The 21,467-nt window shown below is 54.6% G+C and carries 21 protein-coding genes; 7 read left to right on the top strand and 14 right to left on the bottom strand.

The genetic code is table 11. The annotated features are described in order from the left end of the window. Positions 1 to 13: 13 nt before the first annotated feature. Genes lpoB through MIH18_RS17560 form a run of 3 tightly spaced genes read right to left on the bottom strand, consistent with a single transcriptional unit; the run spans position 14 to position 2,564 of the window. Positions 14 to 616: a penicillin-binding protein activator LpoB gene (lpoB, locus tag MIH18_RS17570; RefSeq protein ID WP_249006064.1), complete on the bottom strand. Its 603-nt coding sequence runs from the start codon at positions 614 to 616 to the stop codon at positions 14 to 16. Positions 617 to 625: 9 nt separating this feature from the next. Further along, positions 626 to 1,030: a YcfL family protein gene (locus MIH18_RS17565; protein WP_249006065.1), complete on the bottom strand. Its 405-nt coding sequence runs from the start codon at positions 1,028 to 1,030 to the stop codon at positions 626 to 628. A gap of 34 nt (positions 1,031 to 1,064) precedes the next feature. After that, positions 1,065 to 2,564, bottom strand: coding sequence for a hypothetical protein (locus MIH18_RS17560; RefSeq protein WP_249013099.1), 1,500 nt, complete (start codon positions 2,562 to 2,564; stop codon positions 1,065 to 1,067). Positions 2,565 to 2,695: 131 nt separating this feature from the next. Here MIH18_RS17560 and tmpT point away from each other — a divergent pair, with 131 nt between their 5' ends. From tmpT to MIH18_RS17540, 4 genes are all read left to right on the top strand, one after another. Further along, entirely contained in the window at positions 2,696 to 3,355 is a 660-nt protein-coding gene (gene tmpT / locus MIH18_RS17555) for a thiopurine S-methyltransferase (RefSeq protein WP_249006067.1), read from the top strand. Between the two features lie 230 nt (positions 3,356 to 3,585). Beyond that, positions 3,586 to 5,508, top strand: a complete 1,923-nt coding sequence (locus MIH18_RS17550) for a PrkA family serine protein kinase (protein WP_249013098.1) — start codon at positions 3,586 to 3,588, stop codon at positions 5,506 to 5,508. Between the two features lie 71 nt (positions 5,509 to 5,579). After that, positions 5,580 to 6,875 (top strand): YeaH/YhbH family protein, encoded by a 1,296-nt coding sequence (locus MIH18_RS17545; protein WP_249013097.1) that lies wholly within the window; start codon positions 5,580 to 5,582, stop codon positions 6,873 to 6,875. Beyond that, positions 6,872 to 8,443, top strand: a complete 1,572-nt coding sequence (locus MIH18_RS17540) for a SpoVR family protein (RefSeq protein ID WP_249013096.1) — start codon at positions 6,872 to 6,874, stop codon at positions 8,441 to 8,443. Before MIH18_RS17545 ends, MIH18_RS17540 begins: the two co-directional genes overlap by 4 nt. 28 nt (positions 8,444 to 8,471) lie before the next feature. Here the strand turns inward: MIH18_RS17540 and MIH18_RS17535 are convergent, their stop codons facing one another. Genes MIH18_RS17535 through MIH18_RS17525 form a run of 3 tightly spaced genes read right to left on the bottom strand, consistent with a single transcriptional unit; the run spans position 8,472 to position 10,866 of the window. Further along, the gene (locus tag MIH18_RS17535; RefSeq protein ID WP_249013095.1) at positions 8,472 to 9,818 is read right to left on the bottom strand and encodes an ATP-binding protein; all 1,347 of its coding nucleotides are present in this window, start codon (positions 9,816 to 9,818) and stop codon (positions 8,472 to 8,474) included. Continuing rightward, positions 9,818 to 10,489, bottom strand: a complete 672-nt coding sequence (locus MIH18_RS17530; RefSeq protein ID WP_249013094.1) for a response regulator transcription factor — start codon at positions 10,487 to 10,489, stop codon at positions 9,818 to 9,820. Before MIH18_RS17530 ends, MIH18_RS17535 begins: the two co-directional genes overlap by 1 nt. Next, positions 10,486 to 10,866: a PepSY domain-containing protein gene (locus MIH18_RS17525; RefSeq protein WP_249006073.1), complete on the bottom strand. Its 381-nt coding sequence runs from the start codon at positions 10,864 to 10,866 to the stop codon at positions 10,486 to 10,488. The genes MIH18_RS17530 and MIH18_RS17525 overlap by 4 nt, the downstream gene beginning before the upstream one ends. A 184-nt stretch (positions 10,867 to 11,050) precedes the next feature. Between MIH18_RS17525 and MIH18_RS17520 the strand changes: the two genes are divergently transcribed. Together MIH18_RS17520 and MIH18_RS17515 are read left to right on the top strand one after the other, a co-directional pair. After that, positions 11,051 to 11,554, top strand: coding sequence for a hypothetical protein (locus MIH18_RS17520; RefSeq protein ID WP_249006074.1), 504 nt, complete (start codon positions 11,051 to 11,053; stop codon positions 11,552 to 11,554). A 165-nt stretch (positions 11,555 to 11,719) separates the two neighbouring features. Beyond that, positions 11,720 to 13,189, top strand: a complete 1,470-nt coding sequence (locus MIH18_RS17515) for a wax ester/triacylglycerol synthase family O-acyltransferase (protein WP_249006075.1) — start codon at positions 11,720 to 11,722, stop codon at positions 13,187 to 13,189. On the opposite strand, the gene MIH18_RS17510 is transcribed toward MIH18_RS17515, so the two are convergent. From MIH18_RS17510 to MIH18_RS17500, 3 genes are read right to left on the bottom strand one after another with little or no spacing between them, the layout of a single operon-like run. Further along, positions 13,182 to 13,619 (bottom strand): Rrf2 family transcriptional regulator, encoded by a 438-nt coding sequence (locus MIH18_RS17510; RefSeq protein ID WP_249006076.1) that lies wholly within the window; start codon positions 13,617 to 13,619, stop codon positions 13,182 to 13,184. The genes MIH18_RS17515 and MIH18_RS17510 overlap by 8 nt on opposite strands. Positions 13,620 to 13,648: 29 nt before the next feature. Continuing rightward, on the bottom strand, positions 13,649 to 14,017 hold the full coding sequence (locus tag MIH18_RS17505; RefSeq protein WP_283164762.1) for a YbaN family protein: 369 nt from the start codon (positions 14,015 to 14,017) through the stop codon (positions 13,649 to 13,651). A 47-nt stretch (positions 14,018 to 14,064) separates the two neighbouring features. After that, on the bottom strand, positions 14,065 to 14,280 hold the full coding sequence (locus MIH18_RS17500; protein WP_249006078.1) for a hypothetical protein: 216 nt from the start codon (positions 14,278 to 14,280) through the stop codon (positions 14,065 to 14,067). Positions 14,281 to 14,491: 211 nt separating this feature from the next. On the opposite strand from MIH18_RS17500, the gene moaA reads away from it, so the two are divergent. After that, positions 14,492 to 15,484 carry a GTP 3',8-cyclase MoaA gene (gene moaA / locus MIH18_RS17495; RefSeq protein ID WP_249006079.1) on the top strand — a complete coding sequence of 331 codons (993 nt, stop codon included), beginning with the start codon at positions 14,492 to 14,494 and terminating at the stop codon, positions 15,482 to 15,484. A 140-nt stretch (positions 15,485 to 15,624) separates the two neighbouring features. On the opposite strand, the gene MIH18_RS17490 is transcribed toward moaA, so the two are convergent. From MIH18_RS17490 to nosZ, 5 genes are all read right to left on the bottom strand, one after another. Beyond that, positions 15,625 to 16,209, bottom strand: a complete 585-nt coding sequence (locus MIH18_RS17490; RefSeq protein WP_249006080.1) for a nitrous oxide reductase accessory protein NosL — start codon at positions 16,207 to 16,209, stop codon at positions 15,625 to 15,627. A gap of 66 nt (positions 16,210 to 16,275) precedes the next feature. Further along, entirely contained in the window at positions 16,276 to 17,106 is an 831-nt protein-coding gene (locus tag MIH18_RS17485; protein WP_249006081.1) for an ABC transporter permease subunit, read from the bottom strand. Further along, complete coding sequence (locus tag MIH18_RS17480) at positions 17,103 to 18,035, bottom strand: ABC transporter ATP-binding protein (protein ID WP_249006082.1); 933 nt, start codon at positions 18,033 to 18,035, stop codon at positions 17,103 to 17,105. The genes MIH18_RS17485 and MIH18_RS17480 overlap by 4 nt, the downstream gene beginning before the upstream one ends. Next, positions 18,032 to 19,330: a nitrous oxide reductase family maturation protein NosD gene (locus MIH18_RS17475; RefSeq protein WP_249013093.1), complete on the bottom strand. Its 1,299-nt coding sequence runs from the start codon at positions 19,328 to 19,330 to the stop codon at positions 18,032 to 18,034. The genes MIH18_RS17480 and MIH18_RS17475 overlap by 4 nt, the downstream gene beginning before the upstream one ends. Positions 19,331 to 19,544: 214 nt before the next feature. After that, positions 19,545 to 21,443, bottom strand: a complete 1,899-nt coding sequence (gene nosZ / locus MIH18_RS17470) for a TAT-dependent nitrous-oxide reductase (protein WP_249013092.1) — start codon at positions 21,441 to 21,443, stop codon at positions 19,545 to 19,547. Between the last annotated feature and the right edge of the window lie 24 nt (positions 21,444 to 21,467).

The raw sequence follows: 21,467 nt of genomic DNA, 5'->3' as shown, positions 1-21,467 counted from the left end.
CAACCGCAGCCGTTTACCAGGAAACGGATTCATTGGGCCCGCGCTTGATAATGGGCGTTTCTACCTCCCAGGTTGCCAAGCCGGTAGCCAGGTCGGTCAGTGACAGCTGAATGTAATATTCAACTTGCTGCTCTTTACCTGCTTTATGATTGCGCTGCAGAATCTTGCCCGACAGGCTCAGGTCTGGCGCTATCAAAGTGCCTTTGCGTTGCACACCCGCCTGGTCAAACTCTTCAGAATCACGCAGCTCGCGCACGCGCGCACTCATTTCATCTTCAGCACCATCAAGGCCTACCGCTGTCGTGGTTACAACTTTTCCGGAGCGCAGCAGCGCCACACGGATCTTCTTGGTGAGCTGATCGGTGTCGATACGCTGCATGGTGTCATTAGTAACGCGGCTGACCACCATGATGTAACGCTCGCCATTGGGTTTACTGACGGCGCCGCTGGCAAGCATGTCATCAACGGCCTCGGTGGCCGCTTTTTCGAAATCCCGGTAATCCATGGTCATGGTTACAGGGCCATCGTCAGCCGCCGGGTCGATATATCGGGTAGGAGCCGCACAGCCGGCAAGCATGAGCAGGCTGACACAAAACACAATGGGAAGTTTAAACATACAGAATCCTTATTGCTGGGGCTCACGAAGATGGAGCTGATAATCGGTAACGCGGGCGTGAGGCGCCGTTGCGGTGAAATAACGGGTTTGACCGGTTAATAGCGAGACTTTTCGATAGCCCTCGCCAACGCCTTTTACGACCATGCCGTTGGGATCAAACCAGGTCACTTTCCAGGCCAGGTCGCCGTTGGAGCGTGCCTCAATAGCGTATTGGATTTGCAACAGGGTTTCTCCGCCAGGCTGAGCAATGCGCTGGCTTAGCAGCTCTGTTACGGCCACAAAATAGTTTACTTCCGGGTCGATCTGAAGTTGCTCTCGGTCGATTGCAGCCGCTGTTTCGGCGGGTGGCTGAATAGCGCAACCGACCAATGCCAGTGCACAACTAAAGGCGATGATCTGTTTTTGAAATCTCATGGTTTGGGTTCTCATGGCTTGGCCCTGATTGAGTTCAGTGAGTGGCTGTCAGCAAATCCTTTCCCGACAATTGCACCGTTGATGCCGGGTTACGCCCTTGCAAATCAAGCGCGACGACACTGGCCGGGCCAGCCAAAGAGGGCCGTTTAACGTAAAGCAGAGTAAACGGCTGGTCAGGTATCACAATAGTACCCAAGGAATGGCCATTTGTGCTTGTTAGCGTTAGTTTACCACTCTCGGGGCGATCGATCCGAGCGGCCTGCCAGTGGTTAGGCAACGCCTGCCAGCTGCGTAAATCAGCCTGGGTAGTGGCAATGGTCAGCGCGGCAGCACCGAGCTGACCCCACACGCCAAACTTTTCTGCAGCTTCGTTCTGGATGACCGCTTTTATCACAGCAGACGACACTGCCCGTGCCAAAACACTGGGGAATCGCTCTTTCATTTCAGTGCGAATCACCGACCCCATATCCGATATACGCTCTGTTTGCACCGCAACATCAGCGCCGGCAAGCACGCCGAGACTCCCCGGAACAGCCGCGCGATTTCTGTATCTGGGCAGTGCAATGCCAAAGTAAGCAGGTGCCTGCTGGTTGCCATGAAATATAAGCAAAGGCACATCAATCCGGGTCTCTTCCAATACCGGGCCCAGACCATTTTCATAAACAACCCACACCTGTGGGGCCAGTTCAGCTTTCGACTGCTTACCAGCGGCCAATGCCTCGGCAAGTTCGGCATCGCGTTGCAGAACACCACTAGCGCTGTTCATCGCGGCAACACGCGTGAGGGACGTGGCGGCTTTCTCGTAATCGGCACGGCCAGCGGCGTTGGCCAGGAAGAACAGGCCATGCAAATAGGTGCTGGCAGGTACAATAAACTCGGGCAGCACCGACCACTCAGACTCTGCCTCATAGCGCTGCGACACCGCATTGCGCAGGCTTTGGTTATTCAGGCTGTTGCGAACCATGGAGGCCGTGTTCTGTCCGCTCTGCGCCTGCTGGTTCAGCGCCTCCCGCTGTTCGATGATTTCTTTACTGAAGTATTCGACCGCACGCCGTGTGCGATCATCCGCCCGATTAAACTCAACACGTGCAAATTCGTTATTGCCCTCAGCCAGAAACGCCAGGCCCTTGTAAGTGTTAACGAGAATCGCCTCCGACATCAACGCTTGATAATCGCGCTCGGAGTCGTTCACCATCAACGCCATAAAAGCTGTGGAAGACTTTTCCAAAATATTGGCCAGGTCGAGGTTCTTCATACCCTCTTCAGCCAAATCATAGGTTTTGGTGGCCTCTTGATAGCGGCCCAACAAACGGTACAGCTCGGCCTGATGCAACAAATCCAGCAAATGCTCATCGGTATCTACAGCCTTACCTTTGGCGGTTTTAAAACTCACCGTTTGCAACGCAAGGTCATAATTGCCTACCGCGTAAGCATCATTAAAAGCGTCCATCTGATTTTTTTGCTGGAACGAAGAACACCCCGCCATCAGCGTTGCTAGAAGAGCGGCCACCAAAAAACGAAACACAACTTCCACTCAAACACTCCCTGAGCTTAAAAGGTGCGGCCAGGGCCGCCCGATTTTGCCTATACTGATACTATTCTTAATATCATCATACGGCGGAATTCTGCTCCACACGTCAAAAACCAATCGCAAAAGGCAAGATTATGGATCATGAATTCTGGCATGCCCGCTGGGAACGCAAAGAGATCGGATTCCACCAGGAGTCGGTCAATCACTATTTACACGAGCACTGGCCAGACCTGACAGGGCCGGAAAAAAGTCAAATTCTGGTACCGCTGTGCGGTAAATCCCATGATCTGTGGTGGCTTCACGATCGCGGCCACCCCATTCTGGGCGTAGAACTCAGCAGCATTGCCTGCAAAGATTTTTTTGAAGAAGCCGGCGAAAAAGCAATGGTGACACCCGGTTCGCCGTTTACCCGCTTCTGCCATGACGACACCCTCGAATTGTGGTGCGGTGACTTTTTTCAGCTATCCCCTGCGGACGTAGAAAACGTACGCTGGGTATACGACCGCGCCGCGCTAATCGCCCTGCCACCGTCTATGCGCCAGCGCTATGCCAGCCACCTGAGTGCCATCTTGCCTGAAGGCTGCGGCATGTTGCTGATTACCCTGGATTACGACGGCAGTGAAATGACCGGGCCGCCGTTCAACGTGACTGACACCGAGGTGTACGAACTGTTCTGCGATGACTTTGCCGTTGAGCGCCTGCGCCAGGATAACATGTCAAAAGACGACCCCTTCGCCAAACGCAAAGGCCTGGGTGGCGCCACAGAAAGTGTGTTTCGGCTACACAAACGCTAATTGGGCGAATTTATCGTTTTGGCCACGGAACCGCTACCGTTAAGCCACTGTCCAAACCGGCAAAGGTAAACTAAGCTTCCGATAAGTAGGCCAAAAACGAAAAATAACCCTATAACTAGCCATAGCACGCACGTTGAGCTGCGGGCAATCCGGCCCAAGCGGGCGGCAACAACACACTGATAAGGAATACGCGTTACGAACGGCTAAACCATTGCAAGAGAGGGGCATCCATGAGCATTCTGCAACAGTACAAAAACCGTTATGAAAGGACTCAAGAAGAAGAGTTTTCTCTAGAGGAATACTTGGAGATCTGCAAAAACGACCCCGGCGCTTATGCCAGCGCTTCCGAGCGTTTATTGCTGGCCATTGGCGAACCCGAACTGATAGACACCTCACGTGATACCCGGCTGTCGCGTATCTTTTCCAACAAAGTGATCAAACGCTACCCGGAATTTTCCGAATTCTACGGTATGGAAGAAGCGGTGGAAAACATCGTGTCTTTCTTCCGCCATGCAGCCCAAGGGCTAGAGGAAAAGAAACAGATTTTATACCTGCTGGGCCCGGTGGGCGGTGGTAAATCGTCACTGGCGGAAAAGCTCAAATCCCTAGTGCAAAAGGTGCCATTTTACGCCATCAAGGGTTCCCCGGTGAACGAGTCACCACTGGGTTTGTTTGATCCAGCTGAAGACACCGAAATTCTGCACGAAGAATACGGCATCCCCCCGCGTTATCTAAAAAGCATTATGTCGCCTTGGGCCGTGAAGCGCCTGCACGAATTTGGCGGCGACGTCAGCCAGTTCCGGGTGGTGAAACGTTATCCGTCCATTCTGGACCAGGTAGGCGTATCCAAAACCGAGCCGGGTGACGACAACAACCAGGATATTTCCGCCCTGGTGGGCAAAGTGAATATCCGCATGCTGGAAGACTATTCCCAGGATGACCCAGACGCATACAGTTTCAGCGGCGGCCTGTGCAAAGCCAACCAGGGCTTGCTTGAATTTGTAGAGATGTTCAAGGCGCCTATCAAAGTTCTGCACCCCCTGCTGACCGCCACCCAAGAAGGAAATTACAACACCACCGAAGGCATGGGTTCTGTGCCCTTTGATGGCGTTATCCTGGCTCACTCTAACGAATCCGAGTGGCAAACCTTTCGCAACAACAAACACAACGAGGCCTTTTTGGACCGTGTGTACATTGTGAAAGTGCCCTACTGCGTGCGGGTAACCGAAGAGGTTGACATCTATCGCAAGCTGCTGGAACACAGTTCCCTGGCGGGTGCGCCCTGCGCGCCGGACACCCTGGACATGCTGGCCCAGTTCTCTGTGCTGTCACGCATAAAAGACCCGGACAATTCCAGTATTTTCTCGAAAATGCGGGTCTACGATGGCCAAAACATCAAAGACACCGATCCCAAAGCCAAATCGATTCAGGAATACCGCGATGCAGCCGGTGTAAATGAAGGCATGGATGGCCTGTCCACCCGGTTCGCCTTTAAAATTCTGTCGAAAGTGTTCAACTTCGACACCAATGAAGTGGCCGCTAACCCGGTGCATTTGCTGTATGTGATTGAAAAGCAGATTGAGCAGGAACAGTTCCAGCCCGAAATTCAGGAGCGCTACCTGCGTTACATCAAGGAATTCCTGGCGCCCCACTATGTGCAGTTTATTGGTAAAGAAATTCAGACTGCGTATCTGGAAAGCTACAGCGAATACGGCCAGAACCTGTTCGACCGCTACGTCACCTATGCTGATCTGTGGATTCAAGACCAGGAATTCCGCGACCCGGATACCGGAGAAATTCTGGACAGGGCTTCTATTAACGAAGAACTGGAGAAAATCGAGAAGCCGGCGGGCATCAGCAACCCCAAAGATTTCCGCAACGAGGTGGTCAACTTTGTGCTGCGGGCCCGTGCCAATAACCAAGGCGACAACCCTTCCTGGCTGAGCTATGAAAAGCTGCGCAGCGTGATCGAGAAGAAAATGTTCTCGAACACCGAAGACCTGCTGCCGGTGATTTCATTCAACCCCAAAGCCAGTAACGAAGACCAGAAAAAGCACAAGCAGTTCGTCGACCGGATGATAGACCGCGGTTATACCGAGAAACAGGTGCGGTTGCTGGCCGAGTGGTACCTGCGGGTTCGCAAATCCCATTAACCGATAGCGGATGCACTGTATAGCGCACTTTAATGGCGCACTGTATAGCGCACTTTATAGAGGGAAGCGTTATGGGAAGCACCCACATTATTGACCGACGCCTGAACGGTAAAAACAAAAGTGCAGTGAATCGGGAACGATTCCTGCGCCGTTACCGCCATCATATAAAGAAGGCAGTGGCTGAAGCGGTGAAAAAGCGCTCCATTACCGATGTGGAGCACGGGGAAAGCGTGAGCATTCCCAACCGCGACATTCAGGAGCCGATTTTTCACCACGGCCAGGGCGGTCGCCAAGAAGTGGTGCACCCCGGCAACCAAGAGTTTCTGGCGGGCGACACCCTTCCCAAACCGCCCGACGGTGGTGGACAGGGGCAAGGCAATGGCCAGGCCAGCCAAGATGGCGAGGGGATGGATGAATTCGCCTTTCAGATTACCCAGGAAGAGTTTCTGAACTTCCTGTTTGATGATTTGGCGCTGCCCAATCTGGTGCGCAAACGCCTGAAAGACACCGAGTCGTTCAAATACGTGCGTTCTGGCTTTAGCACCCAAGGGGTGCCCGCCAAGCTGGATGTTATTCGTTCTCTACGCGGTGCCCACGCTCGCCGCCTGGGCTTAAGTGGAGCCCGCCGACATAAAATCCGCGAACTGGAAGAGCAGCTCGCAGCACTGAAAGTCGCGCCGGATGATCTGGACGCTGCGTTCAACCACGCCGACCAGATTCAGGTTCTGGAAGAAGAAATTGCTCGACTGAAAGCCAACGTCAAACGCATTCCGTTTATTGACGAAATCGACTTGCGCTACCGCCAGCACCTGAAGCAACCGCAACCGGCCACCAGCGCGGTGATGTTTTGCCTGATGGACGTATCAGGCTCTATGACTCAAACCCACAAGGACATCGCTAAACGCTTCTTTATTTTGCTGTATCTGTTCTTGCAGAAGAACTACAAAAAAATCGACGTGGTGTTTATTCGCCACCACACCAGCGCCAAAGAGGTAAACGAGGAAGAGTTTTTCTATTCGCGGGAAACCGGCGGAACCATTGTGTCCAGCGCCCTGAAGTTGATGCAGAAGATTATTGAAACCCGCTATTCACCGGCTGAGTGGAACATTTACGCTGCCCAGGCATCCGACGGCGACAACTGGAATGACGACTCCCCGGTGTGCAGCAAACTGTTAACAGACCGGCTGCTTCCGCTGGTGCAGTATTTCGCTTACATCGAGATTACGCCCCAGAACCACCAGATGCTCTGGTACGAATACGAGAAGATTCTGGCGTGCTTTCCGCACGCGTTCGCGATGCAGCAAATTGCCGATGCCAGCGATATTTACCCGGTCTTCCGCCGGCTGTTCGAGAGGAAAGCCGCATGAGTGAACACGACGACCGCGCACCGCGCGTTGACAGCCCGCCCGAACCGCCCAAAGCGGTAAACGTGCGGGAGCCCATTTCGACCGGGTCAGAATGGACATTTGACCTGATCCAGCGCTACGACGAAGAAATCGCAAAATGTGCAGCTGAATTCGGCCTGGACACCTACCCCAATCAGGTAGAGGTGATCAGCGCCGAACAGATGATGGACGCTTACAGCTCTGTGGGCATGCCGGTAGGCTACAACCACTGGTCGTTTGGCAAGCAGTTCCTCAATACCTCAAAAGGTTACCAGCGCGGGCAAATGGGGCTGGCCTATGAAATCGTCATCAACTCAGACCCGTGTATTGCCTACCTGATGGAAGAGAACACCCTGCCGATGCAAGCGTTGGTGATTGCCCACGCCTGCTATGGCCACAACTCTTTCTTTAAAGGCAACTACCTGTTTCGCACCTGGACCGACGCCAGCGCGATTATTGATTACCTGGTATTTGCCCGCCATTACATCGCTGAATGCGAGGAACGCCATGGTGTAGATGCGGTAGAAGAAGTGCTGGACTCCTGCCACGCGCTGATGAACTACGGGGTAGATCGCTACAAGCGGCCCTCACCCATTTCCGCCGGCGAGGAAAAGTTGCGCCAGACCGAACGCGAAGAATATCAGCAACGCCGCATCAACGATTTGTGGCGCACCATTCCTCTGCCCACCGATGACAGCGATCCCGAAAGTAAAAAAAAGCGTTTTCCGGAAGAGCCCCAGGAAAACATTCTGTACTTCATTGAAAAAAACGCGCCTCTGCTGGAAACCTGGCAGCGGGAAATTATTCGCATTGTGCGCAAACTGGGCCAGTATTTTTATCCACAGCGGCAAACCCAGGTGATGAACGAAGGCTGGGCGACTTTCTGGCACTACACCCTGATTCACGCGCTGTACGACAAAGGGCTGGTGACCGACGGTTTTATGCTGGAACTGCTGGCTAGCCATACTGCGGTGGTGTACCAACCGCCGTTCAACAGCCGTTATTATTCCGGCATAAACCCCTACACCCTGGGGTTTGCGATCTTCACTGACTTGCGCAGACTGTGTGAGCAGCCCACAGACGAAGACCGCGAATGGTTCCCGGACATTGCCGGCTCCGATTGGCGGGAAACCCTGCATTTCGCCATGAAAAACTTCAAAGACGAGAGTTTCATCCAGCAGTTTCTGTCGCCCAAAGTGATGCGCGATTTAAAATTGTTTGCCATTGAAAACGACGACGAAGAAGACGTCTACCTGGTGACCGCCATTCACGATGAAACCGGATACCGCACACTGCGTGAAAAGTTGGCGCGGCAATACAACCTGAGCAGTCGCGAGCCGGATATTCAGGTGTGGAATGTGGACTTGCGTGGCGACCGCTCGCTGACCCTGCGCCACATTGTGAATGAACGTCGGCCGTTAGCGGACGATAGCGAAGAAGTGCTGCGCCACATACACCGGCTGTGGGGCTTTGATGTGCATCTGCAAAGCGTCAGTGACGGCAAGGTGGTGACGGAGTATCAATGCCCTTCGGCAACAGAAAATGCTTGATGCTTGATGATTGCAACGTTGGGCCTTGTTAGACCGGCGGCGGTAACGGCAGCAATACCTGCGCGCACAAACCGCCGCCGGTGCGGTCACCCAGTTGCAGCTTTCCCTCGTGCAGCGCAACCAGCTCACTGACAATAGACAGCCCAAGGCCCGAGCCGGGCTTGGATTGGTCTAGCCGTCCGCCCCGGCTTAACGCTTGCTGGCGGGATTCCGGCGACATGCCGGGACCGTCATCGGTCACGCTGATCAGCAACTCACTGTTTTTAATGCTTGCCTCCAACACCACTGAACTTACCGCCCAATTAACGGCATTTTCCAGAAGATTGCCGACAATTTCCTGCAAATCCTGAGCGTCCATCCGTGCTTGCAGGTTTTTGGGCAGGCGTTCTTCAAATACCAAGCCCCGCCGCACCGCCAGCCTATCAATGCCGTCAACCACCGGTTTGAGCACAGCATTTAGCTTCCGCTCTACGCCCAACGCCACCGGCCCGGCTGCAGAGGCCCGCGCCAGGTGATGACGCACGGCGTCATCCAGCCGCTTCAATTCCGCCTGCATGGTCTGTTGCTGTTCTTGCGGCAGGCGCTCCGCCAAGGTGGTCAGCACAGCCACCGGTGTTTTCAACGCGTGGGCCAGATTACCGGCTGCGGTTCGGCCGCGCTCAATCAAGCGCCCGTCCCGTTCCAATACGGTATTAATGGCCCCGGCAAGACGCGCCAGCTCTTTCGGCAGATCGGTTTCGACCGACGCCTGTCGGCCCTGTTCTACCGCTCTCAGGCTTTTTTCTACCCGTCGCAAGGGCTCCAGGCCCCAGCGAAATTGCAACGCAATCAACCCGACCAGCAAGCTTCCCAAGGTGGCCAGCGACAACCAGAGCAGGGTTTGAAAGCTGGCGATTTGGGCCTCTACTTCGGTCAGATCCGCTGCCACCTGCACATGCAGTGCGTCGCTCAGGTTTGGCAAACGGATGTCACGCTCCAGCACTCGCAGCGATTGCTCTCTGGGGCCCGCCATAGTGCGAAATGTCAGGCCTGGGCGCTTCGAAACCGCCAGCCTCTGATCCCACAAAGAACGGGATGCCAGCACCCGTTCGCCGTCATCGCGAACCTGCCAGTACCAGCCGGAGAACACGCTGTCGAAGCGCGAGTCGCCCAGCGCACGGCTAACAACCAGGGCATCTGTGCGCGGGTCATAACTCACACCGGCCAACACCACGTTCAACAACGACTCCAGCCGCTTGTCAAAGGCGGTATTCACTGCCTCACGGAAATTCCACGATAGCAACCCACCTGCAACCGGTAGTACCAGCAGCACCATAATCAGTGCTGATACCAACATCCGCGTAGCAATGGGGAGCCGCCGCAGGCGCGCAGTCATCACCGGGCCTGGGCGCCTGCAATCATGCGGTAGCCCTGCCCGCGCAGGGTTTCAATACTGTGGCTGCCAAGCTTGCGGCGCAGGCGGCTTACCTGCACATCAATCACGTTGGAGTCTGGTTCCGCGTCGCCATCATACACATGCTCGGTGAGCTCAGAGCGACTGACCACCCGGGGTGCCGCATGCACAAGATGGGACAGCAGGCGGAATTCTTGCGCGGTTAATGTCACCGGCATTCCGGCGCGAGTGACTTGGGCGCTGTGGGTGTCCAGGGAAATATCACCCACACGGATAACCGGATGCGCATGGCCATGCGCTCGGCGTACCAGTGCGCGTAGACGGAACAGAATTTCGGCCGTTTCAAAAGGCTTGGTCACATAGTCATCGGCGCCGGCAGAGAAACCCGCCGCTTTGTCTGACCATCGATCCCGTGCCGTCAAAATCAGCACCGGCAGCTCAATGCCGCGATCACGCCAGGCCGACAGCCATTGGGTGCCGTTACCGTCAGGCAAACCCAAATCCAGAATGATCGCGTCATAGCGTTCTGTGCTGACCAGAAAGTCTGCACTGCGACCGTCACCGGCTACCTCTACCAACACCCCGGCATTGTCCAGCGCCAGCGTTAGCCCGCTCGCCAAGGCTTCATCATCTTCTACCAGTAATACCTTCATTTTTTACGCTTCATTGCGTTGATGTTGCTGCCTTCTATACCAATAAGCTCACCCGTCGCTGCATCTATCTCAAATTCTACAACTTGGCCCTCAGAGCCCAAAAGTTCAATTTCGTATATCTGCCGGCCGCGTTTTTGTTCGTAATCTACGTCTACAACCTGCCCTACCCAGTCTTTTGCCAGGCTGTCCAGAATGTCGCTCAGGGGCTTTATTCGGCCAGCCTGTACTTCTTTATAGAGTTTGCGCCAGTCGTCATCGGCAATGGCCGGCTGCGGCGCAAGCAAAAGCAACACTACCAGCAGTGCGAGAAAGCTCGCAAGCAGCAGTGCCGGAGTTACAACCAGCAACTTCAACAGGTATCCGGGTAGTTTCTTCATAACTCTATTCTGGCAGAGCCAACATGAACGAACCATGAACAAAACGCTCATCATGCTGTAAGTCGGCTTCACCTAGGATGCTCTCAACGTCATCACACAGCCCTTTGAATCTCTAAAGCGCAACAGCCACAACGAGTGACGCATTTGAACGATTTTAACAGCCGAATCATTCAGGAGTACGATTATGAAAATGTCCAAGAAAACCATCATCAGCACCGCCGTTGCATCCACGCTGGTAGCAAGCCTTGCGGCCGCATCCCTGGCCCAGGCAGCCGGCACGGTCGACGAAGCAAAACGTGCCGTTCAGATTGGCACCGAGTATGGCATTACTCACTTCCACAGCATTGAACTGGACGACGACTTCGGCCTTGCCGACAGCCGCATTGAGCTCGAAGGCTGGGTAGAATCCGAGTGGTATGTAGAGTTGGACGTGAACACAGACGGCAGCATCCAGAAAGAGCAGCGCCGCAAACGCAACGACGGCCCCTGGGGCATGTCATCAGAGCAGGCTTTGAGCTACATCGATGCCAGCGTAAATGAAGGCATGCAGCAAATTGGAGAAATCTCCGCCGACTCCCGTGGCAACATCGAAGTGGACGGCAACAACGCCAATGGCCAAGAACTGGAAATTGATTACCGCAACGACAGCATGGCCCCGCGTAAAGTGGAGATAGACGACCGCAGCTAAGTAAAAAACCACTGCTATCGGGGCTTAAACGCCGATAGCAGTCTTACCGTTTCTACAGAATTTTCTTGTGTCAGCATTCGTTTATCGTGACATTACCTCATATACTGACAGATCAGGGCTCACCGCCCTTTTTCATGTTCCATATACAGTAGGGGTTAACAAGGAATGAAACGCCTGGCAACATTGGACGCGTCTTGGCTAGCGGTTGAGTCTGACGATACCCCCATGCACGTGGGCAACTTGCAGATTTTCAGCCTGCCCGAAAACGCCCCTGCTACCTTCACGGGAGACCTGGTCAAAAGCATGAAGCAGGCCGGTAATGTTGAGCTCCCCTGGGGCTGCAAGCTGGTATGGCCAAGCTTTCTGGGCCGCGTTCTGGCGCCCACCTGGAAGCACGACAAGCACATTGATCTGGATTACCACGTACGCCACTCGGCCCTGCCGAAACCCGGCGGTGAACGCGAACTGGGGGTACTGGTATCGCGCCTGCATTCCAATCCACTGGACCTGTCGCGGCCGCTGTGGGAATGCCACATGATCGAAGGGCTGGAACACAACCGTTTTGCCCTGTACACAAAGATGCACCACTGCATGATTGACGGCATCAGCGGCGTGCGCCTGATGCAAAGGGTGCTGAGCAAATCCCCCGACGAGCGCGACATGCTGCCACCCTGGTCAGTACGCCCGGAAAGCCGGCGCGGCAACAAAACCGACAGCGAAGCCAGCGTGCCCGGCGCCATTTCCCAAGCTATGGGCGCCCTGAAACTGCAGTTGGATTTGGCGCCGCGACTGTGGCAGGCCAGCAATCGCCTGATTCACTCGGTACGCCACCCGGAAGACGGCCTGACCGCACCCTTCACCGGACCGGTTTCCAAAATCAATCACCGGGTTACCGGCCAGCGCCGCTTCGCCACCCAGCAGTATCAGTTAGAAGAGATGAAAGCCATGGCCCGCGCCTCGGGCAGTTCAATGAACGACATTGTGCTGTATTTGTGCGGCACTGCGCTGCGGCGTTTTTTGCTGGAACAGGACGACTTGCCTGAAACATCGTTAACAGCAGGCATACCGGTCAACATTCGCCCGGCGGATGACGAGGGCACGGGCACCCAGATCAGTTTCATGATTGCCGCCTTGGCCACCAACGAACCTGACCCGTTAACGCGCCTGAAATACATCAAGGAATCCTCGTGCAAAGCCAAAGAGCACTTGCAAAAGTTGCCCAAGAAAGCGTTGACCCAATACACCATGATGCTGATGTCGCCCTACATATTGCAGCTGATGTCTGGCTTGGGCGGGCGCATGCGACCGGTATTTAACGTAACCATCTCCAACGTTCCGGGGCCCACCGAAGACCTCTATTACGAAGGGGCCAAACTGGAAGCAATGTATCCGGTGTCGCTGATCACCCACGGCGGAGCGTTGAACATTACTTGCCTGAGTTATGCCGGATCTTTGAACTTTGGCTTTACCGGTTGCCGCGACACCTTGCCCAGCATGCAAAAACTAGCGGTGTATACCGGGGAAGCATTGGAAGAACTCAGAAACCTGCTATTACCGCCAAAGAAAAAAACCAGCCCGCGAAAACCTAAAACGGCCGCGAAAAAGAAACCTGCGGTGAAAAGCGACGTTAGCTGATCTGCAGCAGCCTCAGCAACTGCGATTGCTGTGGCTGGCGCACCACATCGGCTAGAGTGTAGGAGTCCAGGGTTGTTAAAAAGGCCTGCAAAGCTTCCTTTAACATCGATTGCAAGCCGCAAACCGGGGTAATGCAACACTGACTGTTCGCGGAAAAGCACTCAACCAAATTGAAATCCGGCTCGGTATCGCGCACTAAAGCACCAATATTGATGGAACTGGGCTGACGTCGCAGCCGCATACCACCGTTTTTGCCTCTCACTGTTTCTATGTAGCCCTTAAGGTTGAGTTGGTGCACCACCTTCATCAGGTGGTTTTTGGAAATATCATAGGCATCGGCTACGTCCTGAATGGTAACCAGCCGGTCGCCACAAGCCGCCAGGTAAACCAGCACTCGCAGCGAATAATCGGTGTAACGGGTGATGTGCATAAACTACTCCAGCTAGCATACAACTGACATCAATAGGTCGGACGGGTCAGCAAATAGCATGCAACAGCCACCAGCGTAATCCCCACTATTATTAAAACCAGCGGCTTAGCGCCGCCCCAGAACAAAAAACCCCAGCTTAGCGTCATCATCGAGCAGGCCAGCACTTTGGCACTGGCCGGAACGGCCTGGCGGGTGCGCCACTGCAAAATAACGGGGCCAAACTTCGGATGATTATCTAACCAAAAAGCAAAGGCCGGCGACCCCTTGCTGGCAAAAAAAGCAGCCAACAAAACAAAAGGGGTGGTTGGTAACACCGGAAGAGCGACCCCAATCACCGCAAAAACCATGGAGATATACGCGAGTACACGGAATCCAGTTTTGCGATAATGGTTTCTCATAGTGCTGATCTCACAGTCATTAAACTGTCGCTTCAGTATAACCTTGATCAGTGAACCGGTCTGCCCAAACGGCTCAGAAAAACCAGCCGTACAATATAGGCAATTTTGATACCCACCGCGAACAACAAGGTGCCAATGTGGGCCAGAACCTGCAGCATCATTGGCAATCGGCCTGCCAATGGGTACGCCAGAACAACGGTCACCAGCAGACCCAGCACCGACCAGACAATTGCGCTATTGGCACGAAACAGCATCTTTTCCATCTTTTTACCCTCTGCCACTTTTAAACATCTATTTTATAGTTATCTTTAAGAAAAGCACGATTTTTCTGACCTGCGAATGATCTAAGTGATGTGCGCGCAAAAATCAGGCAAAGCTACCCCGCCAGGGGTATCGGATTTCACGCTCCAGTCTGCGATACTCTGTGCAATAACTTTTAAAAGATTCGAACTGGCTGCTACGGGAACTGTGCCAATGTCTAACAATAAGCTGACAGATCGCTTCGGGCGCACCATCAATTACGTACGTTTATCGGTGACCGACCGCTGCGACTTTCGCTGTGTTTATTGCATGGCGGAAGACATGACCTTTCTGCCCCGCCAACAAGTGCTCACCCTCGAAGAAATCGCCAGGCTGGCGCGTAACTTTGTGGAACTGGGCACCGAAAAAATCCGCCTGACCGGCGGTGAGCCGCTGGTGCGAAAGGGCATCGTTGATCTGGTGAAAGAAATCGGAGGTTATGGCTTGCGCGATTTCGCTATGACAACCAACGGCAGTCAACTATCCACTATGGCAGAACCGCTGCGCAAAGCAGGGCTTCATCGCCTGAACATCAGCCTGGATTCGTTAGATGCCGATAAATTCCACAACATTACCCGCACAGGCAAACTGTCACAGGTTCTTGATGGCATAGACGCCGCCCGCGAAGCCGGTTTCCGTGGCATCAAATTGAACACGGTGGTGATGAAAGGCCGTAACGATATGGATGTGCCCGAGCTGGTCGAGTACGCCCGCCGCAAGCAGGTAGACATCACCTTTATTGAAGAAATGCCCTTGGGCGAAATTTCCGAACACGATCGCGGCGAAGCCCTTTGCACCAGCGACGAAGTGCGCGAGATCATTACCCGCCATCACGACCTAGTGCCTGCCACCGCCGACTCCGGTGGCCCGGCGCGCTATTACCGTATGGCAGACAGCCCGATTCATGTCGGCTTTATTTCACCCCATTCCCACAATTTTTGCTCCACCTGCAACCGGGTACGGGTAACGGTGGAAGGCCGTTTGCTGCTATGTCTGGGCAACGAACACTCCGTAGACCTGCGGCGAGTGCTGCGCGCCAACCCCATTTCTGACCAACGTCTGCAAGATGCCATCGCCCAGGCGATGGATCTGAAACCTGAGAAACACCACTTTTCCGTCAACGGTGAGGTGCAGGTGCTGCGTTTTATGAACATGACCGGCGGCTAAGGCGGCCCAGGCCGCTGCACGTAAACCAATGTTGCCGTGACCGGTGCCTTTGCCACGATAGATTGCCTATTGGCCATCGGCACCCGTTTCGCAGAAATACCCACCAGCAGCTATGGTATAAAGCCACTGAAAAACCTCATTCAGTGCTTCGTTAAGCTATTGGTCATCGAGCCATGATCCATAGCTGCCGGGCTGGAAGCGTTCAGGTCAGACATTGTGATGTCAGCAAAGGGTTTTACATGACCACCGAATTCAGTGGCAAAGCCGTCGGCAACCTTGCTGTCTGCAAACGACGCCAACGTCGGGCCCATTGCGCCCATCCGTTTAGAACCAATCACGTAAAACGCCTCGCGGGCATCAATTAACGCCGTATCCACCGGGCTGCCCCACTCCGACTGCGCCATGTCGTGAACGTACAGAGTGTGATCGCGTTTGATATTTTCCGGCTGCAACACCCAAGAGAACATGTCTTTTGTGGAGCAGAACTTGTGTACCTGCTGTTGTTTCTCGGTAATCACCTCCCCTTTCGGGCCCGGGAAGCCGGTTATAGCCATGCCGCAAACGTGACACTCTTCGCCATCTTCAAAATGCACAGCCGCAGGCTTTTCTCTAACGACCCGCTCCGGCTCGGAACAACCTGTCAGCGCGACAAAGCCCGCGAGCAATAACAACAATCCCAGAGCGGGCGCTTTGGCAAACCAACTGCCTTTGTTAACAATACTCATCCAGCAAGACTCCATTTTACGAAACAATTTTTGAGTGACAGCCACCTGGAACGTATGCAGAGAGTTTTAGATCCGGCGCTTACGGAATAACGCCCAGGCGAGGGTCAAAGGTGCAACACACCACAGCACCAGCCCCAGCCAAAGGCCGCTTTGGCCGATGGGCAAGTCCTTGCCGAGACTCAGAACTCCACTGAGCTGACGACCCTCACCAAAGGCCAGAATATTCAACAAACGGTAGATGTCTGTCGGGTTCAGCATCAGCAACCACGGCAGCAGCTCCGGATTCAGCTTGCCTTCGCTGGCGACCAGTGAGCCCAGTAGCAGCAAGTCGAACACCAGCACAAAGAAGAACCAGATCGCCAAGGCCAGGCCCGCGGCAACCGGCTTCTCGCTAGCGCGCACGCTCACCACATAAGCCAGAGCTATAAAGCCCCAGCCCAGCAAAATGGTAGAGCCAATAAAACGCAACATCGCCAGTGCCAGGCTTGTAATGCCTACGTCTTCTACCAGCACCGCAATGGCAATACCCGCGACGCCAAAACCCAGAATCGTGGCAAAGGCCAAGGTCAGGCCGTGGCCCAGAAACTTGCCGAACAACAACTGGCCGCGGCTAAGGGGATAAGTCATCAGCAGCAATAAAGTGCCGCCTTCGTCTTCGCCGACAATAGCGTCGTAGGCCAGCAGCAGCGCGATCAGCGGAATCAGGAATATGCCCAGGCTGGCCAAGCTGGCGATGGTCGCCGGGGTGGAGGCGTAGCCAACCTGGCCGGACGCAGCCGCACCAAACCAGGCGATGCCCACGGCCAGAACAGCAAACACAATAGCGATGGCCAGCAGCCAGCGGTTACGCAAGCTGTCGCTGAGCTCTTTACGGGCGATGGTCCATACGCTGTTCATTGCACACCTCCGCGGTGGGCCAAGCCACCGGAGCCAATAAAGTGCACGTAAATGTCTTCCAGGGTGGGCTGATGAATGCCCACGTCCGCTACTTCGCCGGAGGCCATCAGTGCCGTCAGCAGTGGCATTTTATCGGCGGGGCGTACGTCTACCTGCAATCGGTTGTTGATGTTTTTTATCACCGGTCTGGCGACGCCGTTGCACTGGTGAATGGCGTTTTCCAGGGAATCCAAAGAGCCCGTTGGCTCCAGCATCAACGTGACCGGCATATTAGCTTGGCGCCGCAGCGCGTCCAGATTGCCGGAGGCCTTTAAGGCACCGTCGGTCAGAATCGCCGCGCGGTCGATGTAAGGCTCCACACCTGGCAACACGTGGGAGCAAAGTACAATGCCGGTCCCGCTGTCCCGCAAGGTGCGCAACAGCCGATACAGGTCGGCGGTCGCGACTGGATCAAGCCCCACCGTGGGCTCGTCCAACACCAACAGCTTGGGCTTTCCCAATAACGCCTGCGCCAGGCCCAAGCGTTGGCGCATGCCTTTCGAGTAAGTTTTTACCCGTGCGTTTATGGCGTCGTCTAACCCAACCTGAGTCAGCAACTCTGGCACCTGGCGCAAGTCTGCGCCCTTTAAGCGAGCGAAGTGCGCCAGAATTTCACGGCCGGTCAGCTGCGGGTAGAACATCACGTTTTCCGGCAAATAGCCGATGTGCCGAGTCACCTGTGGGTCACCCGCGTTGCCGTCCAGCACCGACAAAGAACCCCCTGCCGGCTGCATCAGACCAAGAACCAGCTTGATGGTGGTGGTTTTACCGGCACCGTTATGGCCAAACAGGCCCAGAATTTCCCCAGGCTCCAGGCGCAAATCCACACCCTGCAGCACGGGGGCTTTGTCGTAACGGTAACTGACATTTTCAAGACGAAAACAGCTCATTGCGGCTCCGCAGAATTCGGGTTAGAAACAGCCGATGGAACACGTTCAGGCTCAGGTGGATACATCAGCGGATGGGAATCCTGCACCCCGGCGGCCTTGATCACCGGGAACGCGTCCTGCACCCAGCGCAGGGTATCCACCGCCGGGCTGAACATCAGCACCTTGGCTTCCGGATAGGTCCACAACAGACGATCGACGTTGTCATTAGGCTCGTAAGGAACGTCGCCGGTGCCATCCTGATTTCGATCCCAGCCCAGATAGTCACTCCAGTAATTACCCACGCCATCTTTCGACCACTCCTGGGTGCGGGTGGCCACATACTTCACCTGACGCTGGTTATTCACGAAGGCATTGTTGAACATGGTGTTGTCTTCTGAGCCTGCGGTTAAGTGAATGCCAATATTGCTGTTGGCAAACACGTTATCGGTAAAGGTGTTGTACAGAGAGTTGTAAATAAACACCGCCTTACCCTCGGCACCCGACATCGCCGCTCCGGCAAACTGCCCCTTCGACACACCGGTAACCACATTGCCCCGCAACTCGGACTGGGTAATAAAATTCATCAAAATACCGTAATTCTCATCGTTCTCGGAACGATTATTCAGCACCGTCAGCCGCTTGCTCTGCATCAACGCATAACCGGTGCGCGTGTTACGGGTAACGTTGTTTTCCAGCAGGTTGTCCATCGAATACATGTAGTGAATGCCGTAGCGCAAATCGACCATCACGTTATTGCGAATGCGGTTGTGGTTAGAGGTTTCAATATAAATCGCATCGCGGGTCTGGCGAATGTCATTGCCTTCAATCAACGCGCCTTGGGTGTTGAACAAATGAATACCATTACCCCGATCGTTGGAACGCATACTGGCATTGCCACGAATCACATTACCGACAACCGTCGCATCCGGCGTGGCATCCAGCCACACGCCAAAGGCCGAACCCTGCAAGTTGTTGTCCGCAACCGTAACGCCACGTGCCTCACGGGCCACAAAAACCCCCGCATCCAACTCATTCAAATCCGAGCCCCAGTTACGCACTCTGCAGCCACTGAACGTAACGCCGACGGCTTCAATCAACACCGCATTGCCCTCACCGCCGCCATCAATCACCGTATCGGCATGGCAGCGAACCGTCACATTCGCCACCCGGATAACGATCGGTGGAACCTGTTCAGGTGGTAGCTCAAAAACCACCCCCGGTTCCAGCGCATCTAGCTGTTGCTGGATATTCGCTTGTGCGGTTAGCGATAGCAAAGCGACGGTCAGGACCGCCACTAAACGCAAAATTTGGTGCATCAAATCAGTTCTCAATATGGCTAACACTCGCCAAAGTTGGGTATGACACTGGAAGAACGCTTTTCAAAACTGTGCGGAGCCATGGATGGCGGAGCTCAAGCGCCACATGGATGTGCTTGAGCGTGTTTTGAAAAGCGTTCTTCCAGTGTCATATTCCTCCGAAACATTGTAAAAAGCCGAAGCCCCATTACAGGGCTCCGGCCAAACCACTTAATCAGGCCTTTTCGACCAACATCCGACCCGTCATCTCCATATGCAGAGCGTGACAGAACCAGTTGCAGTAGTACCAATGCACACCTGGTTTATCAGCCACGAACGTCACCGACGACGTCTGCTGCGGACTGATCTCCATGCTCACACCGTGATTCACCACCGAAAAGCCATGAGTCACATCCTCAATGGTGTCCAGGTTGGTCACATACACCGTAACCTCATCACCCTGCTTCACCGTGAACTCGGTTGTACCGTACATAGGCGCCACCGACGTCATATAAACCCGCACTTTTTTACCGTCGCGGATAATCTTGTTATCGCCTTCCAGCGTGACACCGTCTTTCTCGGCCTGGGCGCGGGCGCTGGCGAAGTACGGATCGTCACGGGTATAGATTTTCTTGGTTTTGATCTGATCACGACGCACCATAATGCAATCGTGTGGTTCGGCGAAGGCCGGGCCGTCGTGAACCAGTTTCATTTCATCGCCAGAAATATCGATCAGCTGATCGTTCTCCGGGTGCAAAGGCCCAACCGGCAGGAAACGGTCTTTCGAGAACTTCGACAGCACCACCAGCCACTTGCCATCGGCATCGCGGGATTCCGTCAAGGACGCGTGGTTGTGGCCTGGCTGGTAATGCACATCCAGCTTCTGGCGCAGGTAGTTTACGTCTTCACCGTTGTAATGCTTGATGGCGTCTGCAATGTTCCACTTCACCACCTGGCTGTCGATAAACAGCGTGGTGTAGGCGTTACCGCGGCCATCGTACGTGGTGTGAAGAGGCCCAAGGCCAAGCTCCGGTTCGGCGACAATCACGTCACGCAGCTCGATTTTGTCGTCAAACACATCGTCCAGTTTGTCGATGGCAATCACAGAACAGGTTGGCGACAGCTTGCCGGCAGCAATGAAGTACTTGCCATCCGGCGACGTGTTCACGCCGTGCGGGTTCTTCGGCACCGGAATGTAGCGGGTCAAAGGGGATTTGCTGCGGCCATCCACCACGGGCACTTTGGAGTCGCCCAGAGTTTTGAAGTCGCCGTTTTTAACTGCTTGCTCGATGCGTTCAACGTTAAACACCACCACCCAGTCGCGGTCGTTGCGCATAGTACCGGCCAGATCTTTCGCTTTCTCTGAGTTGTAGCAGGTAGAGGCCGCGTATTTGCCGGTGTAGTCAGCGTCAGTGTTGTCCAGGTTGCCGTCGACAATCACCTGCCAGGCCATTTCCATGGTTTCCGCATCCAGGGCGTTGAACATGGTGTAGCTGTTCTCCATCGAGAAATCGCTGCCATCGTTCGGGTGCGGAATCACATATTCTGCGTTGCAGAACACGTATTTTGTGTAAGGCACTTTCTGCAGACGCAAACCGTGAATGGCCTGCACGTTAGGAACGTGGGTAATCTTATCGCACTTCATGATGTCCAGACGGATGCGAGCTACGCGAGTGTTGGCTTTGTCGTTGATGAATAGATACTTACCATCGTAACGGCCGTCAGTCATAGAGATGTGCGGGTGGTGACAATCGCCGTTCAGGAATTTGTTGTCGTGACCCAGTACGTCTTTGCTTTCGTTGGTCAGGCCCCATCCGGTTGCCGAATCCACGTTGAACACCGGAATACGCATCAGCTCGCGCATAGACGGTATACCCATTATCCGCACTTCGCCCTGGTGGCCACCGCTCCAGAAACCGTAGTACTCATCCAACTCGCCCGGGCCCACGTCAATGTTGTTGCGTGCTTCTTTGGCCGCGGCTGCAAACGCCTCACTGCTCATGACTGCGCCGCCAAGGCCAGCTACACCGGCGACGCCAGCCACCGCGGTGGCACCCAAAAAACGCCGGCGACTCAGGCCAAGATGTTCCGTTTTCGCCCGTTCTTTATAACCTTGCTCATGGTCTTTGCTCATGATGCTCAACTCCGTTTCAGTTTG

It is taken from the genome of Marinobacter sp. M3C (genome assembly GCF_023311895.1).
Lineage (GTDB): Bacteria > Pseudomonadota > Gammaproteobacteria > Pseudomonadales > Oleiphilaceae > Marinobacter.
The sequence above is the reverse complement of the archived record's forward strand: the minus strand, read 5'-3'. Positions and strand labels throughout refer to the sequence as shown.